Origin of the sequence: Parafrankia discariae, assembly GCF_000373365.1 — a bacterium.
Taxonomy (GTDB): Bacteria; Actinomycetota; Actinomycetes; order Frankiales; family Frankiaceae; genus Parafrankia; species Parafrankia discariae.
The window spans coordinates 29639-48163 of record NZ_KB891225.1; the positions used below are offsets into that span (position 1 = coordinate 29639).

Sequence of the window (18525 nt, forward strand, 5' to 3'; positions counted from 1 at the left end):
AGCCCCCTCTCATCGATCAGCAGTGCGTGAGCCACAGCGACCAGCGCCCATGTCCGCGCCTTACGCAGGTACGCCTCGCGTGGAGTGTCCGTCCCCGATTGCGCGTAGGTAAACGCCTGTTTCGTCGCAAGTTGGGCACGCGTAGCGACATCCGCCCGCGCCGTGGACGGACTCCAGCCGCACCGGCAGCCCTGGAGGTTCCGGCCGGTGCCGCGGACGTCCGGGGAGGGTCAGGTGGGGCTGAGTTCGGCGGTGAGGAAGCGGGTGTCGAGCCAGGGGCGAGTGGGCTGTCCGGTGAACGGGTCGGCCAGGTCACGCCCGTAACGGTGGGCGACCGTGGTGTCGTCGTCCTCGTGGACGGTCCAGCCGTTCGGGCGTAGCCACCGGCCCGGGTGCGGACGGGATTCGGTGTTGAACAGTGACCGCGCTTCGAGGCCGGAGCGGCGGCCGAGCCGCTCCAGCGTCTCGGCGTCGGAGGCCAGGCGGTCCAGATCGGCGAAGCGGTCGAGCGCGAGGCTGCTGCCGCCGGCGGACAGCCGGTGGATCCGCCGCAGCAGGTGTTCCTCGGCGGCCGCGGGAAGGTAGCCGAGCAGTCCCTCCGCGACCCAGACGGTCGGCACGTCGGGGCGGAACCCGGCGGCGGTGAGCGCGCCCGCCCAGTCCTCGCGCAGGTCGATGCCGACCGTGACGCGCCGGACGCCGGGCTGTGCCTGAGCCTGCGCGGCGCGCAGCACGTCGTCCTTGAAGGCGAGCACCTGCGGCTGGTCCAGTTCGTAGAGGGTGACGTCGGCCGGCCAGGGCAGCCGGAACGCCCGCGTGTCCAGACCCGCGGCGAGCAGGACGACCTGACCGGCACCGCCGCGGACCGCGTCCCGGAGGACGTCGTCGTAGAACCGCGCGCGCACGCCGATGTAGCGGGAGGTGTGCAGGGACAGCTTCTGCCGGTCGCTGACCGGCTCGCCCTCGGCGGGCCAGCGCAGCGGAAACGCGACCGGCGAGTCCACCGCGCCGACGAACACGGCGGCGAACGGGTCGTCGATCAGCGCGTCCGGCATCGACGACTCCACGCACCTGGCCGCGGCTATCCCGAGGGCCGTGATGCCAGGCCCGGTGACGATGTCCCAGCTCCGCTGCACTGCCATGCCGCAGTCCCTTCGCCGTGGGAAGCCAGGAGAAATCTATCCGTGACCACGCGCCACCGGTTCCGTGACCCGACGACGTCCCGGCCCGCCCGGCTCCTCCGACATCGGCGACCTCTCGCAGCTCCTGCCGGTCATCCACCCGTACATGAGGACTGGTCGGTTCCGCGGTGTCCGGTGCGACCTGCGGGAGATGTTCACGGATCCGGGTGATTTCCGCGCAGGTCGGGTCGCCGCGGACACGGCCCAGGGCTGTGAGCAACGCGCGTTCCCCGGTGGGACCGGCGAGAGACAAGCAGGCCGCTCCGCCTCAGTTGATCAGATTTGCGAGCATGCGGAACAGCTTGCCGGCCAGGCCCGCGCCCACGACATCCGCGATCACGCCGGCGACCTCGGTACCGTCGGCGCCCTGGACCGCGTGCCGCAGTGTCCCCTGGGTGGCGTGGTAGGCGGCGGTCAGCGCACGGTCTCGGCGCAGGGCCGTCCGGCGGGCCTGCGCGACCCAGGTGGCGTACAGCTCGCGGGTCCGGTCGTCCGCGGCGTTCCAGCCCTCCCAGGCCCCGTCCATCGCGTCCAGGGCCGCGACCAGTTCGACCGCGAGTCCCGAGCGGGCCTCGTCCCCGCCGCTGTCGGTCATACCGTCATTATCACCGATCGACCGCATTCGAGGTCAGTCCGCTGCGACGGCCTGCGCTGGTCGCCAGAGGCGGTAGGACAGATGCGTGTAGACGATTCCTACCAGGAGTCCGCCGGCGGCGTACCCCTCGTCGCCAGTCCCCAAGAAGTCGCTCACCACCGCACCCACGGCGGGTGTCACCAGTGGCAACGAACCGGCGAGAACCAGCATCACGAGGTAGTGCCACCAGGGATGTTTCACGGCTGGATCGTCCCAGAAATCCCGTCCATGCGGTAAAGCGGAGGTGAGGGTGCCGGGAGCCTGGAGTTGGGAGTCGGGAGCTAGCCTGGATCTGTGGAGCTGCTCGGGTCGGGGCGTGATTGTGACGTTCTCGCCCATGGGCCGGGCACCGTTCTACGACGCTACCGGGACGAGAGATCCGCGGCGGTCTCGGCCCCGTACGCCGCCCACCTGGTCGAGCAGGCCGGCCTCCAGGCACTGCCGGGCTATCTGCCCGGCGTTGACACCGACGTTCCCTTCCCCGGCCAGTTCCTTCGCCCTGGCCACGGCGGCCTCGATGCCGTCGGTGACGAAGACGAAGTTCTCGTCGTCCCGCGGGCGGTCGTCGGGGCGCCGGTGGGTGAGCACGACCGTGGGCACGTCCATCGGATGGCGCCCGCCCCAGGCGTTCGTCAGGTCGTAGAGGTGCCGGCCGACGAGCAGCGCGCCGGTGTTCTCCCACTCCTGCATGATCAGCTCCGCGCTCGCCGCGGAGAGGTGGAACGGTGGCACGTCGGGGCTGGCGGAGGGGATCTCGACGGTGCCGTTTTAGCACCACTGGAACAGCAGGTCGAAGCCGCTCTCTTCTGGTCCGGCGATGTAGCCGTCGAGCGACATCGTGGCGGTGGCGGTGACCTCGCCCATCTCACGGCCTCCTTCGCTGTCGGCGTTGCGGGCAGGGCCATGGACCGCGCGGTTTCCTCCGTCGGCCCCACGGTGACGTCTGTGCAGACCGGCCTGTTGTCCGGAACTCGTCGCTGGCTGCGGGTGAGGTCGAGGCTGACGGGGTGCCAGCCGCAGGGGCCGTGGGCGCGGCGGACCCAGCCGAGCCGCACTCCCCCGAGGGCCACCTCCCTTCGGCGCCGCCGTCCTCGTTGTGGCGGGTGAGGGTCAGGGTGGCCTCGGGGTCGGCGGCGGCGACGGCGCGGACCGCGGCGGAGACGTCCGGAGTCAGCGGGTGATCACCGCGATCCCCTCGGATCACCACCGGCCGGTCCACCGGGACGTCCGCCGGGGGGTGCTCGTATCGCCGGGGACGGTCATCACATGACAGTGAGGATGCGAGCGAGCCCCGCGCCGGCGAACGCCCTGGTGGGTCCGGGCAGGCGGGCGGCACGTGGAGTCCCCGAACGGGACAGGCCCCGACGGGCCACCACCGCGGCCGAGAGGGCCGGGCGTGCGGTAGGCTTCATCGTCGAACGTATGTTCGGAAAAGCCTCGACGGGCTAGCTCGACGGGCTAGAAGGTCCTTGGCGGGTTTGGCGTGTGATCCAGGGAGCCCACGGAGACCACATGATCTGTCTCGTGCCGTGTGGAGCCGCGGTCCCCGGTTCGGGTACCGATGAGTCCACGGCCAGGGTCGCCAGCCATGGACCGTCTGACGGAGCACGCGGCGCTGCTCACGCTCCTCCGCGGCCGCCGCCGTCAGTGGGGGCTCGTCGCCGACGAGGTCGAGGAGACCGGCAGCGCGCTGCGGGTGCTCGAAGCCGACACGAACGCGGACCAGGGCGACCTCTTCGCCGGGTTCCCGGATGGGATGAGCGGCGCCCTGGACGCGGCGCGCGAGACCCTGCTCGGGTGGGACGCGCAAGGCATTCACATAGTCACGCTGCTTGACGCGGACTATCCCGCGCAGCTGCTCACCGTCCACCAGCGTCCCCCCTTCCTCTTCTTCCGGGGCAGCATGAGCCCGGACGACGCCGCCGGGGTCGCCGTGGTCGGTACCCGGGCGGCCTCGGCGGAGGGACTGCGCCGTGCCGAGGAGATCGCCGCCGGGCTTGCCCGCCGGGGCCGCGTGGTCGTCAGTGGTCTCGCCGGCGGCGTCGACACGGCAGCGCACAGAGCCGCCCTGCGTGAGGGGGGCTGTACCGTCGCCGTCATCGGAACGGGGCTTTTCAAGTCCTACCCCAAAGAGAACGCGCCTCTTCAGGAGAAGCTGGCCCGCGAACACCTGGTGCTCTCACAGTTCTGGCCGGAGTCCCCGCCGACCAAGACGAGTTTCCTGATGCGCAACGGTGTGATTAGCGGCTACGCCGCCGCTACCAGGTTCGCCACGGTCGAGGGCCGTTGGCGTCCACGGTCCGCCTCGCCCAGACGCCTACTGCCGGTGCGGGTGCCAGGCTCAGCCGGTCTTCTGTACCAGTTGCACGGGATGGCCATCGGGGTCCTCGACGAACGCGATCCTGAACCGACCTTCCCCGAAGGCGTAGGGGGCGCGGTTGTCCGTTGCCCCGGAGCTGAGTGACAAGCGATATGCGGCGTCCACGTCGTCTGTCCAGATGGCGATGCACGCCCGGTGACCCGCTGTCACAGGCTCCAGGCCGTGACTCTCCGCCAGGAGTTGTGGCAGTGCCAGGCCAATAGTGAACCCTCCCAACGTCATCTCGATCTTGACGGGATCCTCCTGAGGCGAACGGAATGTTTCACGGAAGCCGAAGACTTCATAGAACCTGGCCGCACGCTCGGTGTCGGAAACGAACAAGATCACCTGGGGGTCGGAGAACTCCATGGGTCGAGCGTAGTAGGCATTCACATGACCCCTCCCAGCCACCGACACGTTGCGCGGAATGGCTCACTGACCGGCTGCCCAGTCCCCGCGGCTGATCGCGTAGATGTTGCTCGCCTGCCACGGGCCGACATCGGCGATCTCACGGAAATTCATCCCGAGCCTGCGGGCGATCGTGTTCATGCCCGTGTTCTCCTGATGGGTCGCCGTGATCAGCTCGTCGACGTCGAGCCGGTCGAATCCGAACCGCAGCGCCGCGGTGATCGCCTCAGTGCCCAGGCCCTGGCCCCACCGGTCCCGGCGGATCGACACCGCGACCTTGACTCCGGGCCAGCCGTCGGCGAAGTAGGTACCGGCACGGCCCAGGAATTCGCCGGTCCCGCGGTCCTCGACGGCCCACATACCGTGCCCGCGGATGACCCACATGCCGATCAGGTGGGTGACGAGCCGCTCGGTGCCACCATCCCGAACGTGCCGGCGAGGTAGCGCATGGTCTCCGGGCCGGCGTTCATGGTGATCCGGCTCGTCGCCGCTGGCCGTTGCCCGGCGGACGCGCAGGCGTGGGCGGCTGGGCGAGCCGGCTGGACGCTGGACGGGGACGCGCTGACCGCGTTCGCGGTGTATGTCGCCGGGCTGTGGACGTACCGGGCTGTCACGGACGGGGCTGACGGGTCGTGGGTTCGCTCCGCCCGCGACTACGCGGCGTGGAGGGCCAGGGCCGCGGTGTCTCCCCATTGGACAGGCGGTCACACGAGTCGGACCGCCGGCCGGGCTCACCTATGCCGCCCTCCCGCCGCTGATCCATCCGCCGGGAGCGGCGCGTCGTCCCGCCGCTCTTTCCGGCGGTCAGCCGCCGGCGACCCGCCAGACCGAGACATGGGTGGGACTGCCCGCGGTGAACGGCTCCCCGCGCCAGCCGCCGTGCCGGCTGACCAGCGTCATCCCGGCCAGGCGCGCCATCAGGTCCAGCTCGGACGGCCACGCGTACCGCAGTTCGACCGGGTAGATCCGGACCCCGCCCTCGGTGACCGAGACGGTCCGGGCCCGGACCCGCTGCGTGGCCCAGTCGTGGACCGCCGCGCTCAGCCGGAACTCGTCACCGTCGAGCGCGGCCACGTTCACCCGCTGACCGCGGTCGAACTGGGTGGGATCCGGCCTGAAGGCCTCCACGACGAAGACGCCGCCCGGCCGGAGCCGGCGCGCCACGTTGGCGAAACAGCGGACCTGGTCGTCCTGGCTCAGCAACACGAAGAACGTGTTGAACACGACGTAGACGACGCTGAACGGCCCACCCGGCGCGGCCACGTCCACGAAATCACCGACGGCCACCGGGACGGTGTCGCCGCCCGGCTTCGCCCGCATCCGCGCGACCATTCTCCCGGACGCGTCGATTCCGGACACCGGAACTCTGCGCGCGGCGAGCGGCAGCGCGACGCGACCGGTACCGATCCCCAGCTCGAGAGCGGGCCCGGAGCCGGCGAGACCAGCCAGGACCTCCGCCATCGTCTCGGGTTCCGCCCGGCCCGCGGCACCGGGAAACCAGTCGTCGTACACGTCGGCTATCCGGTCCCCGTACCGCGCCGGATCGACGCCGTCGAGATTCTCCGTATGGTCCGCTTTCATGCACGGAACCATGCCATGAGAACCACCGGTCCCGCATCCTGTTTTTCCCGGATGGCCCGGCTGTGGGACGTGCTCGACGCGGTCCGGACGGGGCGGGAGACGCAGACCCGGGCTGGTTCGTTCGGAGGTGGGGAAGCGCCTATCGTGCGGATCCCCGGCCGGTAGCCGCGTCGACGGCGTGCAGATGTCCGTCGCCTGTGATGACGTAGACCAGCCCGTGCGCGACGGTCACCGTCGATTCGAACACCTCGAGGTCTTGCCGGTGCCACACCGGTGTGCCTCCACCCACGTGGAAGGCGAGCAGGCCTTCACCGCTCGTGGCGTACAGATGGTCCGCGGTGGCGTGCGCGGCCGTTCGATTCTGACCAAGACCTATTCCGCGCGGCCAGCCGAAAGTGCCGACCCCTTTTCCGTCGTGAGCACGTAGAGCGCGAATGGTTCCACGGGTGAAATGGGACGGGTAGATGTTGCCGTTCTGGCCGACGCCGATCGTGCCGGCTTGTTTTTGGTAGTCCTTCGCCTTCCAGGCGACCGCACCCGACCTCATGTCCAGGGCGAGAACACTTTTTCCGGCGCCGACAAAAAGAAGATTCCCGTCGGTCGCGGGTACGCACCAGAACTGATCCTTGGTGAGAGTGCTCCACACCAGGCCGCCTGTGTCGGCCGAGAGTGCTGAGACCCGCCCCGGAATATCGTTCGAAATGTAAAGAAATTCCCGCGCCTTTAGTATTCCGTTCGCTTCGGTGACGACGGACCACAACTGATCTCCGGTTGTCAGGGAGAATGCTTGAACTTGGCCGGTAATATTGACAAAGACTCTGCTCTCGTCGATGGCCAGGCCGTGATAACGGGGCCCGTTTGAAAGCGTATGGTGCCACAGTTCGACACCTGAATGTTTGTCTCCTACCCAGACCAGATCGCCGGGTTCGCCCGATCCATGGCGCGAGCCGACAGCCGACACGAGCAGATCACCGGCGACGAACATCCGGCCGCAGGGTGCGCCGGCCATCTCGGGGTTCTCCCAGAGCGGTTCACCGGAGCGGGCGTCGAAGGCGAAGATGCCGGCCGGCGACTGGGCGTAGACCACGTCTCCGTCGACGACGTGGCCGGGATACCCGCCGCCGTACCGCACCTCGTCGTCGCTGAGGATCCCCAGCCGCGCGGTCCAGGGCACGGCGGCGACCTCGGGCCGCCGGATCGGGCCACCTCCCCCGCCGGCCTTCCGCGCGGTGCCCCGTGGCGCGGACGGCGGGGTGGTCAGTGCGCCGAGGACGACGACCGCCTTGGGGTCGCCGCTGGTCGTGGGCAGCCGGCCGAGCGCGGCGGCCAGCAGGCTGGCGACGTACGGGGTACGCGTGGCACCGCCCGTGAGGTAGACCGCCGTCAGGTTCTCCGGTTCCACACCGGCGGCGGTGATCGTGCGCAGGAACTCGTCGCGGGTGCGGCCCAGCGGCCCGTCGGCGGCCTGTTCGAGTTCGGCCCGGGTGACGCGGATGCCGTCCTCGGGGGCGTCGTCGACGTAGTCGTCGATGTGCAGGGTGTGGGTGGGGTTCTCGGACAGCGCCTCCTTCGCCGCGGTGATCTCCAGGCGGAGTTTGGCCTGTGCCCGCCGGTGCCGCCGGCTGTCGCCCGCCCACAGCGTGTCCCAGGCGTCCCGGGCCCGCGGTGGGAGATGACCGGCGATCAGGTCCTGCAGCAGCGCGTCGATGTCCTCGCCGCCGAAGTGCGGATCCCCGCCGGGCGCCCCGCACACCTCGTAGCCGTCGGCGGCCCGGCGCAGCACGGCCGTGTCGAACGTGCCCCCGCCGAGGTCGTAGACGGCGACGGCGTCGGCGAGGCCGGTGGCGGTCCCGGCGGTCCCACCGGTGCCGGTCCCGGCAGCGGCGGCCGCCGTGTAGTGGATGGCCGCGGCGACGGGTTCGGGCACGAACCGGGGAGCGGGCAGCCCGGCGCGGCCGGCGGCCTGGCCGAGCAGATCCAGCTCCCGCGGGCCCCAACCCGCCGGATGGGTGAGCGTGACCGTGCCCGGCGGGTCCCCGGCCCGGCGGCGCAGGGCCTCCGCCGCGATCCGGCGGAGCACGGCGGCGACCAGGTCCACGGTCGGGACGTCCCGACCGCCCAACCGGACGGTGCTCGTCGCGACCAGCGCCCGCTTCGGCAGCCGCTCGGCCCGTTCCGGGAACACGGCGGCCTGGCTGAGCGCCGCCCGGCCGGTCAGGACCTGCCCGTCGTCGTCCAGGCACACTACCGACGGCAGATACCGGCTGTTGTCGATCTCCAGCAGCTCCGGCGCGCCGCCGTCCACCACCATGGCAGCGGTGGTGAAGCTGGTCCCGAAGTCAATGGCCAGTGACCAGTCGGCCATGTTTCCCCTCTCGCGAGTTCTCTTTTCAGTGGGATCTCCTATGCGTGAGCTATTTCCCACAGGCGAGCGGTGCAGTCGTCGCTGCTGGTGGCGAGCAGTCGGCCGTCAGGGGCGAAAGCGCAGTTGTTGACCGCCTTCTGATGTCCGGTGAGAACAGCGGCGCTGTCGCCGGTCATGACGTCCCACAGCCGTACCGTCTTGTCTTTGCCGGCGGTCGCGAGCAGCCGACCGTCCGGAGAGAAATCGCAGCTGGTGATGCTGTCGGTGTGGCCGCTCAGGACAGCGGAAGCCTCTCCGCCCGCTACCTCCCACAGGCGAACCTTGCCGTCGCCGGAAACGGTCGCGACGATCCGGCCGTCCGGCGAGAACGCGCAGTCACCGACCCATCCCGCGTGGTCGGCGAGCGTGGCCGTCGCCTGGCCGGTGGCGACGTCCCACAGGCGGACTGCGCGGTCCTCGCCCAGGGTGGCCAGAAGGCGGCCGTCGGGCGAGAACGTGCAGTACGTGACCCATCCGGTGTGGCCGCTGAGGGTGTCCATGGTGTGGCCGGTCGCGACGTCCCACAGTCGGACGGTGGAGTCGTCGCTCGCTGTGGCGAGGATCGTGCCGTCCGGCGAGAAGACGCAGTGGCGGACCCACCCGGTGTGGCCGCTCAGCACGCTGGCCACCCGGCCGGCGGCGGCATCCCACAACTGGATCGTCTGGTCGTCGTGGGAGACGGCCAGCATCCGGCCTCGGGGAGAGAAGCAGCACACACAGATGGGTTCCTCCTCGTGGAGGGTGATTTTGGCCAGGGAAAGGCCCGTCGAGACGTCCCATATCCGGGCGCTCCGCCCCTTGCCGCCGAGTGCGGCAATCAGCCGGCCGTCAGGAGAAAAGGCGCCCGCGGTGAAAAGAATGCCATACGGGTCAAGGCTGCTCGTCCGACTCGGAATTGTTGTTGTGTTACGCCCGCTGTTGATATCCCAGAGTCGGATGGTGCTGTCCTCGCCCGCGGAGGCGAGAAGGCGGCCGTCGGGCGAGAAGGCACAACCGGTGACATGAACATCATCGTGGCCGGTGAAGGTGTGCCTGATCCTGTGGGTGACCTTCGTGGGAGGAGCCGTCCTCCTGGCCCCGGCCCGCCCGGCCTGGCCCGCGGACGGGGCAGTCGCCTTCGGCGGGGTGGTCAGTGCGCCGAGGGCGACGACGAGCTTGGGGTCGCCGCTGGTGGTGGGGAGCCGGCCGAGGGCGGTGGTGACGGCGGTGCTGACGCGGGGTGTGCGGGTGGCTCCGCCGGTGAGGTAGACGGAGCTGAGGGCGGCCGGATCGAGACCGGCGGTGTGAATGGTGCGCAGCAGTTCGACGGTGGTGTCCGCCAGCGGCCCCGCGATGGCCTCGTCGAGCTCGGCGCGGGTGACGCGGATGCCGTCGTCGACTCCGTCGACGTACTCGTCGACGTAGACGGTGTGAGTGGGCCGCTCGGACAGCTCGTGCTTGGCCCGGACGATCTCCTCGCGGATCTTCGTCTGGGCGCGACGGGCTCGCCGGCCGTCGCCGGCCCACAACTCGTCCCAGGCGTCCCGGGCGTCCGCCGGCAGGTGCCCGGCGACCAGGTCCAGGAGCAGGGTGTCGATGTCCTCGCCGCCGAAGTGCGGGTCGCCGCCGGTGCCGCGGACCTCGTAGCCCTCCGCAGTGCGGCGCAGCACCGCGGCGTCGAAGGTGCCGCCACCCAGGTCGTAGACGGCCGCGTGGCCGTCGAGCGGCACGCCGGTCTCGGCCGCCGCCGCGGTGTACGCGGTGTAGAAGACGGCGGCCGCCACCGGTTCGGGCAGGAAGCGGGGCGCGGGCAGCCCGGCGCGCGCGGCCGCCCGGCCCAGCCGGGCGATCTCCCGCTGGCCCCAGCCGGCCGGGTGCGTGAGCACGACCGTGGCCGGGGCCCGGCCGTCGAACCGCCGGGTCGCCTCCCGCGCGATCCGGGCCAGCACGGCGGCGACCAGCTCCACGGTCGAGGTGTCGCGCCCACCGAGCCGCACCGTGTCCCCCGCGGCCAGCGCGCGCTTCGGTAGCCGTTCGGCGCGTTCCGGGAACACGTTGGCCTGGCTGGCCGCCGCCCGTCCGGTGAGGATCTGGCCGTCGTCGTCGAGGCAGACGACCGAGGGCAGGGACCGGCTGCCGTCGATCTCCACCGGCTCGGGCGCGGCGCCGTCGGCCGCGGTGGCGGCGGCGGTGAAGGTGGTGCCGAAGTCGATGGCCAGGGACCAGCCGGGCATGAACACGCCTCCCAGAAAGCGGTCGTCGTCGGGCGTCGCGGGACCCCGCTCGGTTGTCATTGCTGGTGAGTCCGCTGTTGGACGGTCCGGCCACGGCTGATGTTCCAGGCTGTCCGGACAATTCTCGACGGGTGGCTCTCGGCCAGGGCCCGGGATGTCCCGACCGGGGCTTACGGTGTGATCCGCGCTGTAGGTCGGGTTGTCTGGCGGGGGGGACATGATGGCCGGCGGTCTGGTGGCATGCGGCGGGACTCATGGACCCGGCGGAGCCCGAGCCCATGCACGATGAGGACGCGGAGCTCGCCGCCCGGGCGGGCGGCGGGGACCGCCGGGCGTTCGAGACGCTTGTCCGGCGGCATCAGGCCGGCCTGTACGGGATCTGCCGGCGGATCACCTGCGACGACCAGGACGCGTTGGACGCCCTGCAGGACACACTGATCATCCTGTGGCGGCGGATCGGGGAGTTCGAGGGCCGGTCGCGGGTGTCGACGTGGCTGTACCGGGTGGCGACGAACGCGGCCATCGACGAGGTGCGGCGGCGGTCGCGGCGTCCCGACCCGGCCGCGACGCTGCCGGAGCCCCTGGCGTCCGGTCCGTCGCTGTCCGACCAGCTCGCCGACCGGCTGGACCTGGACCGGGCGGTCGCCCGGCTGCCGCCGCAGTTCCGCGCCGCGATCGTGCTGCGCGAGTTCTGCGGCCTGTCCTACCAGGAGATCGCCGAGATCCGCGGCATCCCGGTGCAGACGGTGAAGTCGCAGATCTCCCGGGGACGGCGGGCCCTGGCCGAGCTGCTCGGCCTGCCCGGCGCTGAGAACACCGGCGCTGAGAACACCGAGCGGAACTGAGTGGAGAGGAACCAGGGATGTCCGCGGGCCCCTTGTGCGACCGGGTACGGGCGATGTGCGTCGAGGCGGAGGGGGCGTTCGGACCGGGACCGGTGCGGGACGAGCTCGCCGCGATCCGGGACCGGCTGGCGGAGCGCACCCCGCGGATCGCGGTCGGCGGGAAGCTGAACGCCGGGAAGTCGACGCTGGTCAACGCGCTGCTGGGACAGCGGCTGGCGGCGACGAACGGCACCGAGACGACCATGGTCGTCGCCTGGTTCCGGGATCACTATCAGAGCCGGATCCTGGTCCGGCCGCGCGACGGCGCGCCCTACCACCTCCCGGCCGGCCCGGGTGGCCGCATCCCCGCGGACCTGCGCCGCCCGGAGGACCGGGCGACGGCGTCCCCGGACCGTGAGGGTGACCATGAGGTCGCGGCCGAGCTGGCCCGGCGGATCGCCTCGGTGACGGTCGAGGTGCCCAACCGGCGGCTGGCGGAGCGGCACATCATCGTCGACACCCCCGGTCTCGGCTCGCTGACCGGCCTGGACGAGGCCTCGCTGGCCGCGCTCGCCGACGCGGACGCGCTGCTCTACCTCATGCCGCACCCGGGCCTGCAGGACCGTCAGGTGCTCACCGAGCTGCGGGCCAACGCGGGCGCCGCCCGGCTGAGCGCGGCGACGGTGCTCGGTGTGCTCAGCCGGATCGACCTGCTCGGTGAACGACCCGACGACGTCTGGCCGGGGGCCCGCAAGGTCGCCGCCCGCAGCGCCGGGCAGCTGCGCGGCCTGCTCGCCGACGTGCTCCCGGTGGTCGGCCTGCTCGCCGAGACGGCGTTCGGGGACGAGTTCACCGAGGCCGACACCCGGCGGCTGCTGCGCCTCGCGGACTCCGACCGGGCCGCGGCCCGCCGCGCCCTCTACAAGGCGGAGTCCTTCCTGACCTGGGACGACGGTCCGCTCGACGCGGCGGAACGGCAGCGGCTCCTGGGCATGCTCGACGTCTACGGGCTGACGCATCTGCTCACCGCGATCGACGGCGGGGCGCGTGGCACCAGGGCGCTGCTCGACACGATGGAGGAGCTGTCCGGGATCAGGCCGGTGCTCGACTACGTCGACCGGCATTTCGTCGCCGGCGCGGACCGGCTGCGGGCGCAGGCCGCGGTCGGCCGGCTGGAGGTGGCGATGAGCCGGGGCGCCGCGGCGTCCGCCGACGGGCGGCAGGTGCTCGACCGGGTCCGGGAGGAGATCGCCCGGCTGCGGCGGCATCCGCTGCTGCTGCAGATCGAGGCCGCCGCGGCCCTGGCCGCGCTGGTCGGCGCGGCGGGCACCGCGGCCGGCGGCCGGCTGGCGGCGGAGGGGACGGCCACCGACGAACTGCTCGCGCTCGCCACCGGCGGCGACCTGGCGGCGATGGTCGGCTGTGCGCCCGCGGCGAGCGGCGCCGAGGTGGCGGGCGCCGCCGAGGCCGCGCTCGGCCGCTGGCGCACCCGCGAGGCGGCCCCGACCCGGGCCCTGGAACGTCGGGCGATCCGCGCCGCGCTCGACCTGTGCCAGGCGATCCACACCCAGGCGGCCGCCCCGGCCTGACCCCGCCTGCCGGGATCCCCGCGGATCCCCGCGGATTTTCCGGTCCGGGGCGGAACATTCGCGCGTCGGGCGTCGTCCCATCTCCGCACACGGCCACGGCCACGAGGAGGGATCGGCGTATGGCGAGGTGGACATGGTGATCCCCGCCCTGGGGGGCGCCGCGGTGGGCCTCGCCGTCGGCGCCGCCAGAGCCTGGTGGGCCGGCGCCCGGCGGCGCGGCGGCCTGGAAGCGGCCGCGGAGCCACCCGGATCGTCCGCGACGCCCGGGCCGCCCGGGCCGCCCGGGCCGCCCGGGCCGCCCGAGCCGGTCGAGCCGCCCGAGGACCCGGCCGGGCTGTCCGAGCCGGTCGATCCGGCCGATCCGGCGGCATCGGTGGCGTCGGTGGCGAGCGCGGACCGTGAGGCGCTGGTGGGTGCCTGCATCGAGCTGTCGGACCGGCTCCGGGACGCGAATCCGGCGCTGTGGCGGCGGCTGTGCCGGGGACTGGCCGTGGTCGGCGTGGAGGCGGTCGTCGTCGACGGGCAACGGTTCGACCCGGAGGGCCACGACGCGGTCGGCCGGGAGAGCACCACGGACGCGGCGCGGCATCTGACCGTGGCGAGCACGGAGTTCTGCGGCTTCACCGACCGAGGCCGGCTGCTGCGCCGGCCCGAGGTGGTCGTCTACCGGATGGAGGAGACGGTCTGATGGCGACAGCGACAGCACCGGGCGAGGCTTCGACGCCAGGCGGCCCAGGCGGCCCAGGCGGCCCAGGCGGGCCAGTCGGGCCGCCCGGCCCGGCCGGCCCGAAGCCGGATCCGGGGACGCATCCCCTCTCCGGCGAGGTGGTGGCCTGGGCCGGGGAGGCCGCCGACGCCGTCGCCGGCCTGGGACGTCCCCAGGCCGCGGAGGCGATCCGCGCCGAACTGGGCCGCACCCGCTCGGGCGCGGCGACGGTGGTTGTCGTGGGAGAGAAGAAGCGCGGCAAGAGCTCCCTGATCAACGCTCTGGTGGGCCGGCGCGGCCTGCTGCCCGTCGACGAGGACGTGGCCACCAGCGTCCACCTGGTGCTGCGCCACGCCGAGGAGCCGGCGGCGTGGGTCAGCGACGCCGAGAGCCCGACCGGCCGGGAGATCCCGCTGGGCGACGTCGGAGAGTACGCGGCGCTGGACCCGCTGACCGGCCAGGCCCGCCGCCGCGGTGTCACCGGCGTCGAGGTCGGCCTGCCCGACCCGCTGCTGGCCAGAGGCATGGCGGTCGTCGACACGCCGGGGGTGGGCGGGCTGGTGTCCGGCCACGCCGAGATCACGCTGGCGACGCTGGCCCGCGCCGACGCGCTGGTGTTCGTGGTCAACGGGTCCAGCGAGCTGACCGCGTCCGAATGCCGGTTCCTCGAACAGGCCACCGAACGGATCGCGACGGTGCTGTTCGTCCTCACCCAGACCGACAAGTACCCGGGATGGCGCCACGTCCTCGACCGCGACCGCGCGCTGATCGCGACCCACGCCCCCCGCTACAGCGGCGCGCCGTGGTTCGCGGTGTCCAGCCGGGAGAAGCTCGACGCCGCGGCCGAACGCGACGCCGGTGACGGGCGGCTGGCCGACACGCTGCTGGCCTCCAGCGGCTTCCCCGCCCTGGAGACCGCCCTGGTCAGCCAGGTCGCCACCCGGGCCGGTGCGCTGCGGCTGGCCAACGTGCTGACCGTGACCCGGCCGCCGCTGGCGCAGCTCGCCGCCGAACGGGCGCAGGACCTGCGCTCGCTGAACCGGGACCCGACCCTGGTCGCCGAGGTCACCGGCCGCCAGGCGCAGCTCAAGGCGCTCGCCGACCAGGGCGCGGGCTGGCGCGGCAAGCTCACCGGCGACGTGAAGGCCCTCGACCGGGAGATCCGCCGCGAGTACCAGCGCCGGGTCAACAAGCTCAGGTCCCTGGCCGACCGGAAGATCGCCGAAGGCGGCCCGGACGTCCTGCGCGAGCTGCCCGGCGACCTGGAAGCCGGCGTGCAGGGCATCTGGATGGACCTGGAAACCCTGCTGCGCCGGCGCGTCACCGAGATCGTCCGCGACCTCGGCCGGACGTTCGACGCCGACGGGTTCACCGGTGTCGGCGTCGAACTGGCCCTGCCCGACGGGCTGCGGACCCTGCCCGGGGCCACCGGCGCGGGCGGCCCGGCCGGCACCGCGGGCGGCCCGAGCGTGGCCGACCAGGTCGAGCGGGCCGTGACCTCGGTCGGCATCGGTGCCCTGTTCGCCAAGGCCACCGCCTTCGTGGTCGGCGGCATCGCCGCTCCCCTCGCCGCCGGGTTCGGGGTCTGGGCGCTGATCACCCGGCAGCGCAGGAACCGGGAGGAGGTCGCCCGCGCCAGGGGCGACGCCCGCCGCTACGTCAACGACGTCATCGCCGCGATCCAGACCGAGGTCCCCTCCGCGCTGCAGGACGCGCTCGACCGGGCTGTCAGCGACGTCCAGCGCCGGGTCGCCGCGGAGCTGGACCAGACCCGCCGGCGCCTCGAACAGCAGCTCGCCGAACACCGGCAGAACCTGAAGACCGCCGAGGAGGAGCTCGCACGGCGGCGTGCCGCCGTGCAGCGGGAGATCGACACCCTGGCCACGCTGCACAGCCGGGCGGACAGCCTGGCCGCCCAGCTCGCCGTCCACCAGTGAGCGCGCCACCATCGGGCGCCGGGGCGGCCCGGCGGACCGGCCGCCCCAGCGCCCGCCACACCGTCCGCGTGGGTGCGGCCGGTCCCGCTCGCCCGCGCGGTCAGGCGGCGTGGGCGCGGGTCCCCGCGGGCTGACCGGGTGATCGGCAGGCTGTTCCCCGACGAGCCGGGCGACGACGACCCGACAGCCGACTGGTCCCCGCCACCCGGGGACCCGGCCGACGGCGGCCTCGGGGCGGCGGGCTGGCCCGACCCGCCCGACTACCCCGGGATCGATCCGGACGACACGCTCACCCCCGATCTGGACCGCGCGCTGGACGCCGTCCTGGCCAGCGCGCGCCTCGACCCGCCCCCGGACGACATCTGGGCGCACCTGTTCGCCACCGCCTACACCAGCCGGGAGCCCGACGGCGACGGCCCCGACCCGTCGCCGTTCCCGGGACCCCTCGACGCGGCCACCGTGGGAGAGAGGTACGACGCGATGCCCGACCCCGACCCCGACTCCGATGACGATCTCGACGTCGAGTTCCCGGACGGCGCGACCGTCACCAACCCCGACGAGGACGCGCTCGGCTACGTCTACGAGACCCACGACGACTACCTGCACGGAACCAACCCGCACGAGCTGGAGGACGTCCAGTTCGGCGGCTACGACAACCCCGACGACGCGGACCCGGGCGGCCACTGGTGACGAAGGAGCAGGGGCTTGTGCCGTAGGAGACCGGGACAAACCGTGGGAGGCTCGGTCGCACTCGTGATCAGCCGATGATCGTCGGTATGCGGTATGCGGTATGCGGTATGGGTGCTGGCCGCTTCAGGTCGAACGTTCGGCGACGAACACGAACTCACACCCCGGGCGGTCCGGTGCCTCCCGCACGTCGAGGACTCCGTACCCGTTGGCGACCAGGCTCGATTCGACCTCGCCCCGGCCGCGGAACCGCACGGTCGAGTCCGAGGTGACGACCACGCCGTCGGCCAGGAAGCGGTAGGTGTATCGGAAGGAGACGAACGGAAGGCTGACGTCGGTGACCTCCTGACGTCGTTCCACCAGGCCGATGCCGGCGATGTCGAGGGTGACGGGATCGACGTCCACCGCCCACTCCTCCCAGGCGTGACGTTCGGGACGCCTGGTCTCGAAGACGAGATGGCCATGTGGGCGAAGGGCGGTGTGGATGCCCTGAGGGGCCCGGTCCCAGCCGTCGTCGGTGAGAAAGACCTGAGCCACGTTCCCGGTCATCATCGCCAGGTCCACGTCGAGCGCCGGCAGCGCCGCGGCATCGCCGTGGATCCAACGGACACTTCCCGCCCGGTCCTTCGACCTCGCGACCCTGAGCGACTCCTCGGCCGGATCGACACCCACGACCGTGCGGCCGCTTCCAGCGAGCAGGACCGCCAGGGAACCGGTCCCGCAACCAACGTCGAGCACATGACGCGCGGTCAGCTCGGCGGCGGTCGCGACGTAGGCGGCCAGGTCGTCGCGGTCTCCATCGAAGGAGTCGTAGACACGCGCGAGGAGAGGATGGGCGAAGATCGGATCCGGCATCCAGGGACCCTACCCACCGTCACATGTTCCGGCGGGTCGGCGGAAGACGGGTAGGGCAGGCCGGCCCCTCCACTCTTACCGGCACTCCTCAGAACCCCGGGTCGTGGAAACCTGTGCCGTGGAACCCGATGTCCTGCCCGCCGTGGTCCGCCCAGTCCGACGGTTCCGGTGCGAATCCCGCCGGATCGGAGTCGTCCCAGTCGGGCAGCCCGGCTGAGACGGGCGCGTCACCGTCGTGATCGAGCGGATCGGGCAGGCCGGGATCGTCAGCCGGTCCGTCTCCGCCCTCCGACCAGCCCGTGGAGTGGAACGCGCCGAGGGCAGGATCCTGTCCGCCGGCTCCCTGGGGTTCGCCAGTTCCGTAGTGATCAGAAGACTCCCCGGTCACGGAGCCACCCGCCCACAGTCGGGTCATCGCCAGACCCGCACCCGTGACGCCCTCGCCGCCCGCGAGCAGCCGGCCGGCCGTGGCCGGCCACGACCGGCCGAGCCGGTCGAGCCGGTCCGCGGGTCCGACCGCCGGGTCGGGTACCAGCACCCAGACGTGCGCGGTGAAGTCCTTGTCGGAGAGACGGACCTCGGCCTCCCGGACCGCGACCCCGGCCAGCGCGGCGGATCCGTCGACGATCACGTCCTCGTACAGGTCGTCGGTGAGGGCCACCGCGAGGTCCCGGTCCGGGTACGCGGCCAGCGCCGCGCGCAGCGCGGGTGACCCGACGACGCGGGCCGCGGCGACGACCGCCTTCGCCACGTAGCCGGCCGCGGCCCGCCGGACGGCCCCCTGCGTCAGCGCGGCCCGCAGCCGGATCCGCGCGTCCTCCCCCGGTTCCAGATCCCCCGACGCCCCATCCCCCGGCTCCCGCCGGTTGACCCGCCGCAGTTCCAGCGCGAGGCCGTGGACGAGCCCCGGGACCACCCGGCCTTCGTCGACCCCGGCGGGCAGCAGGAGCAGGTATCCGTCGCCCTGCTCCTGCACGTCGCAGGCCCCCCAGGCGATCCCGACACGTCGCAGTGCCGCTTCGAGCGCGTCGGTGAGCCCCGACTGGATGGCGACCTGGTGCCGGCCGGGCCGTCGACTGTAGGACTCGACGTCCACCGTCAGGCAGAGCCGGCGGTACGCGGGGGGTGAGGCGGGCACGGAACCTCC

Annotated in this window: 16 protein-coding genes and 1 pseudogene; 6 read left to right on the top strand and 11 right to left on the bottom strand. The window is 72.4% G+C overall.

What is annotated here, in order from left to right; all coding sequences use genetic code 11:
* Positions 1 to 230: 230 nt before the first annotated feature.
* The 4 genes from B056_RS0120070 to B056_RS37270 all read right to left on the bottom strand — a co-directional run bounded on the left by B056_RS0120070 (position 231) and on the right by B056_RS37270 (position 2547).
* Positions 231 to 1142, bottom strand: coding sequence for an SAM-dependent methyltransferase (locus B056_RS0120070; RefSeq protein WP_035752143.1), 912 nt, complete (start codon positions 1140 to 1142; stop codon positions 231 to 233).
* Between the two features lie 307 nt (positions 1143 to 1449).
* Positions 1450 to 1776 carry a YdeI/OmpD-associated family protein gene (locus tag B056_RS37265; RefSeq protein WP_018503653.1) on the bottom strand — a complete coding sequence of 109 codons (327 nt, stop codon included), beginning with the start codon at positions 1774 to 1776 and terminating at the stop codon, positions 1450 to 1452.
* A 33-nt stretch (positions 1777 to 1809) separates the two neighbouring features.
* Entirely contained in the window at positions 1810 to 2016 is a 207-nt protein-coding gene (locus B056_RS0120080; RefSeq protein ID WP_018503654.1) for a hypothetical protein, read from the bottom strand.
* Positions 2017 to 2169: 153 nt separating this feature from the next.
* Positions 2170 to 2547: a dihydrofolate reductase family protein gene (locus B056_RS37270; protein WP_018503655.1), complete on the bottom strand. Its 378-nt coding sequence runs from the start codon at positions 2545 to 2547 to the stop codon at positions 2170 to 2172.
* A gap of 856 nt (positions 2548 to 3403) precedes the next feature.
* Between B056_RS37270 and B056_RS37275 the strand changes: the two genes are divergently transcribed.
* Positions 3404 to 4279 carry a DNA-processing protein DprA gene (locus tag B056_RS37275; RefSeq protein ID WP_018503658.1) on the top strand — a complete coding sequence of 292 codons (876 nt, stop codon included), beginning with the start codon at positions 3404 to 3406 and terminating at the stop codon, positions 4277 to 4279.
* Here the strand turns inward: B056_RS37275 and B056_RS46100 are convergent.
* From B056_RS46100 to B056_RS39570, 5 genes and pseudogenes are all read right to left on the bottom strand, one after another.
* A pseudogene (locus B056_RS46100) lies at positions 4235 to 4543 on the bottom strand (VOC family protein); the annotation flags it as partial. The gene B056_RS37275 and the pseudogene B056_RS46100 overlap by 45 nt on opposite strands.
* A gap of 63 nt (positions 4544 to 4606) precedes the next feature.
* Entirely contained in the window at positions 4607 to 5275 is a 669-nt protein-coding gene (locus B056_RS37280) for a GNAT family N-acetyltransferase (RefSeq protein WP_326828237.1), read from the bottom strand.
* 111 nt (positions 5276 to 5386) lie between these two features.
* Entirely contained in the window at positions 5387 to 6163 is a 777-nt protein-coding gene (locus B056_RS0120105; protein ID WP_018503660.1) for a class I SAM-dependent DNA methyltransferase, read from the bottom strand.
* A 139-nt stretch (positions 6164 to 6302) separates the two neighbouring features.
* Complete coding sequence (locus B056_RS39565) at positions 6303 to 8528, bottom strand: hsp70 family protein (protein WP_026239914.1); 2226 nt, start codon at positions 8526 to 8528, stop codon at positions 6303 to 6305.
* 38 nt (positions 8529 to 8566) lie between these two features.
* Entirely contained in the window at positions 8567 to 10840 is a 2274-nt protein-coding gene (locus tag B056_RS39570; RefSeq protein WP_018503661.1) for an Hsp70 family protein, read from the bottom strand.
* 218 nt (positions 10841 to 11058) lie between these two features.
* Here B056_RS39570 and B056_RS0120120 point away from each other — a divergent pair, with 218 nt between their 5' ends.
* From B056_RS0120120 to B056_RS0120140, 5 genes are all read left to right on the top strand, one after another.
* A complete protein-coding gene (locus B056_RS0120120) occupies positions 11059 to 11625 on the top strand; it encodes an RNA polymerase sigma factor (protein ID WP_063826644.1) in 567 nt (188 codons plus the stop codon).
* A 17-nt stretch (positions 11626 to 11642) separates the two neighbouring features.
* Positions 11643 to 13193: a GTPase gene (locus B056_RS0120125; RefSeq protein ID WP_084647200.1), complete on the top strand. Its 1551-nt coding sequence runs from the start codon at positions 11643 to 11645 to the stop codon at positions 13191 to 13193.
* A gap of 133 nt (positions 13194 to 13326) precedes the next feature.
* Complete coding sequence (locus tag B056_RS42010; RefSeq protein WP_154677134.1) at positions 13327 to 13881, top strand: nucleotide exchange factor GrpE; 555 nt, start codon at positions 13327 to 13329, stop codon at positions 13879 to 13881.
* Positions 13881 to 15836, top strand: a complete 1956-nt coding sequence (locus tag B056_RS0120135) for a dynamin family protein (protein ID WP_084647201.1) — start codon at positions 13881 to 13883, stop codon at positions 15834 to 15836. The genes B056_RS42010 and B056_RS0120135 overlap by 1 nt, the downstream gene beginning before the upstream one ends.
* Before the next feature lie 138 nt (positions 15837 to 15974).
* Complete coding sequence (locus B056_RS0120140) at positions 15975 to 16526, top strand: hypothetical protein (protein WP_018503666.1); 552 nt, start codon at positions 15975 to 15977, stop codon at positions 16524 to 16526.
* A 123-nt stretch (positions 16527 to 16649) separates the two neighbouring features.
* Here B056_RS0120140 and B056_RS0120145 read toward each other — a convergent pair whose 3' ends face one another.
* Together B056_RS0120145 and B056_RS0120150 are read right to left on the bottom strand one after the other, a co-directional pair.
* A complete protein-coding gene (locus tag B056_RS0120145) occupies positions 16650 to 17378 on the bottom strand; it encodes a class I SAM-dependent methyltransferase (RefSeq protein ID WP_018503667.1) in 729 nt (242 codons plus the stop codon).
* 88 nt (positions 17379 to 17466) lie between these two features.
* Positions 17467 to 18516: a hypothetical protein gene (locus tag B056_RS0120150; RefSeq protein WP_018503668.1), complete on the bottom strand. Its 1050-nt coding sequence runs from the start codon at positions 18514 to 18516 to the stop codon at positions 17467 to 17469.
* Positions 18517 to 18525 lie beyond the last annotated feature (9 nt).

Coding starts and splice junctions, on each gene's coding strand:
- B056_RS0120070 (WP_035752143.1), bottom strand. CDS start 1,142: ATGGCAGTGCAGCGGAGCTGGGACATCGTCACCGGGCCTGGCATCACG.
- B056_RS37265 (WP_018503653.1), bottom strand. CDS start 1,776: ATGACCGACAGCGGCGGGGACGAGGCCCGCTCGGGACTCGCGGTCGAA.
- B056_RS37275 (WP_018503658.1), top strand. CDS start 3,404: ATGGACCGTCTGACGGAGCACGCGGCGCTGCTCACGCTCCTCCGCGGC.
- B056_RS37280 (WP_326828237.1), bottom strand. CDS start 5,275: ATGGGGAGACACCGCGGCCCTGGCCCTCCACGCCGCGTAGTCGCGGGC.
- B056_RS0120105 (WP_018503660.1), bottom strand. CDS start 6,163: ATGAAAGCGGACCATACGGAGAATCTCGACGGCGTCGATCCGGCGCGG.
- B056_RS39565 (WP_026239914.1), bottom strand. CDS start 8,528: ATGGCCGACTGGTCACTGGCCATTGACTTCGGGACCAGCTTCACCACC.
- B056_RS39570 (WP_018503661.1), bottom strand. CDS start 10,840: ATGACAACCGAGCGGGGTCCCGCGACGCCCGACGACGACCGCTTTCTG.
- B056_RS0120120 (WP_063826644.1), top strand. CDS start 11,059: ATGCACGATGAGGACGCGGAGCTCGCCGCCCGGGCGGGCGGCGGGGAC.
- B056_RS0120125 (WP_084647200.1), top strand. CDS start 11,643: ATGTCCGCGGGCCCCTTGTGCGACCGGGTACGGGCGATGTGCGTCGAG.
- B056_RS42010 (WP_154677134.1), top strand. CDS start 13,327: ATGGTGATCCCCGCCCTGGGGGGCGCCGCGGTGGGCCTCGCCGTCGGC.
- B056_RS0120135 (WP_084647201.1), top strand. CDS start 13,881: ATGGCGACAGCGACAGCACCGGGCGAGGCTTCGACGCCAGGCGGCCCA.
- B056_RS0120145 (WP_018503667.1), bottom strand. CDS start 17,378: ATGCCGGATCCGATCTTCGCCCATCCTCTCCTCGCGCGTGTCTACGAC.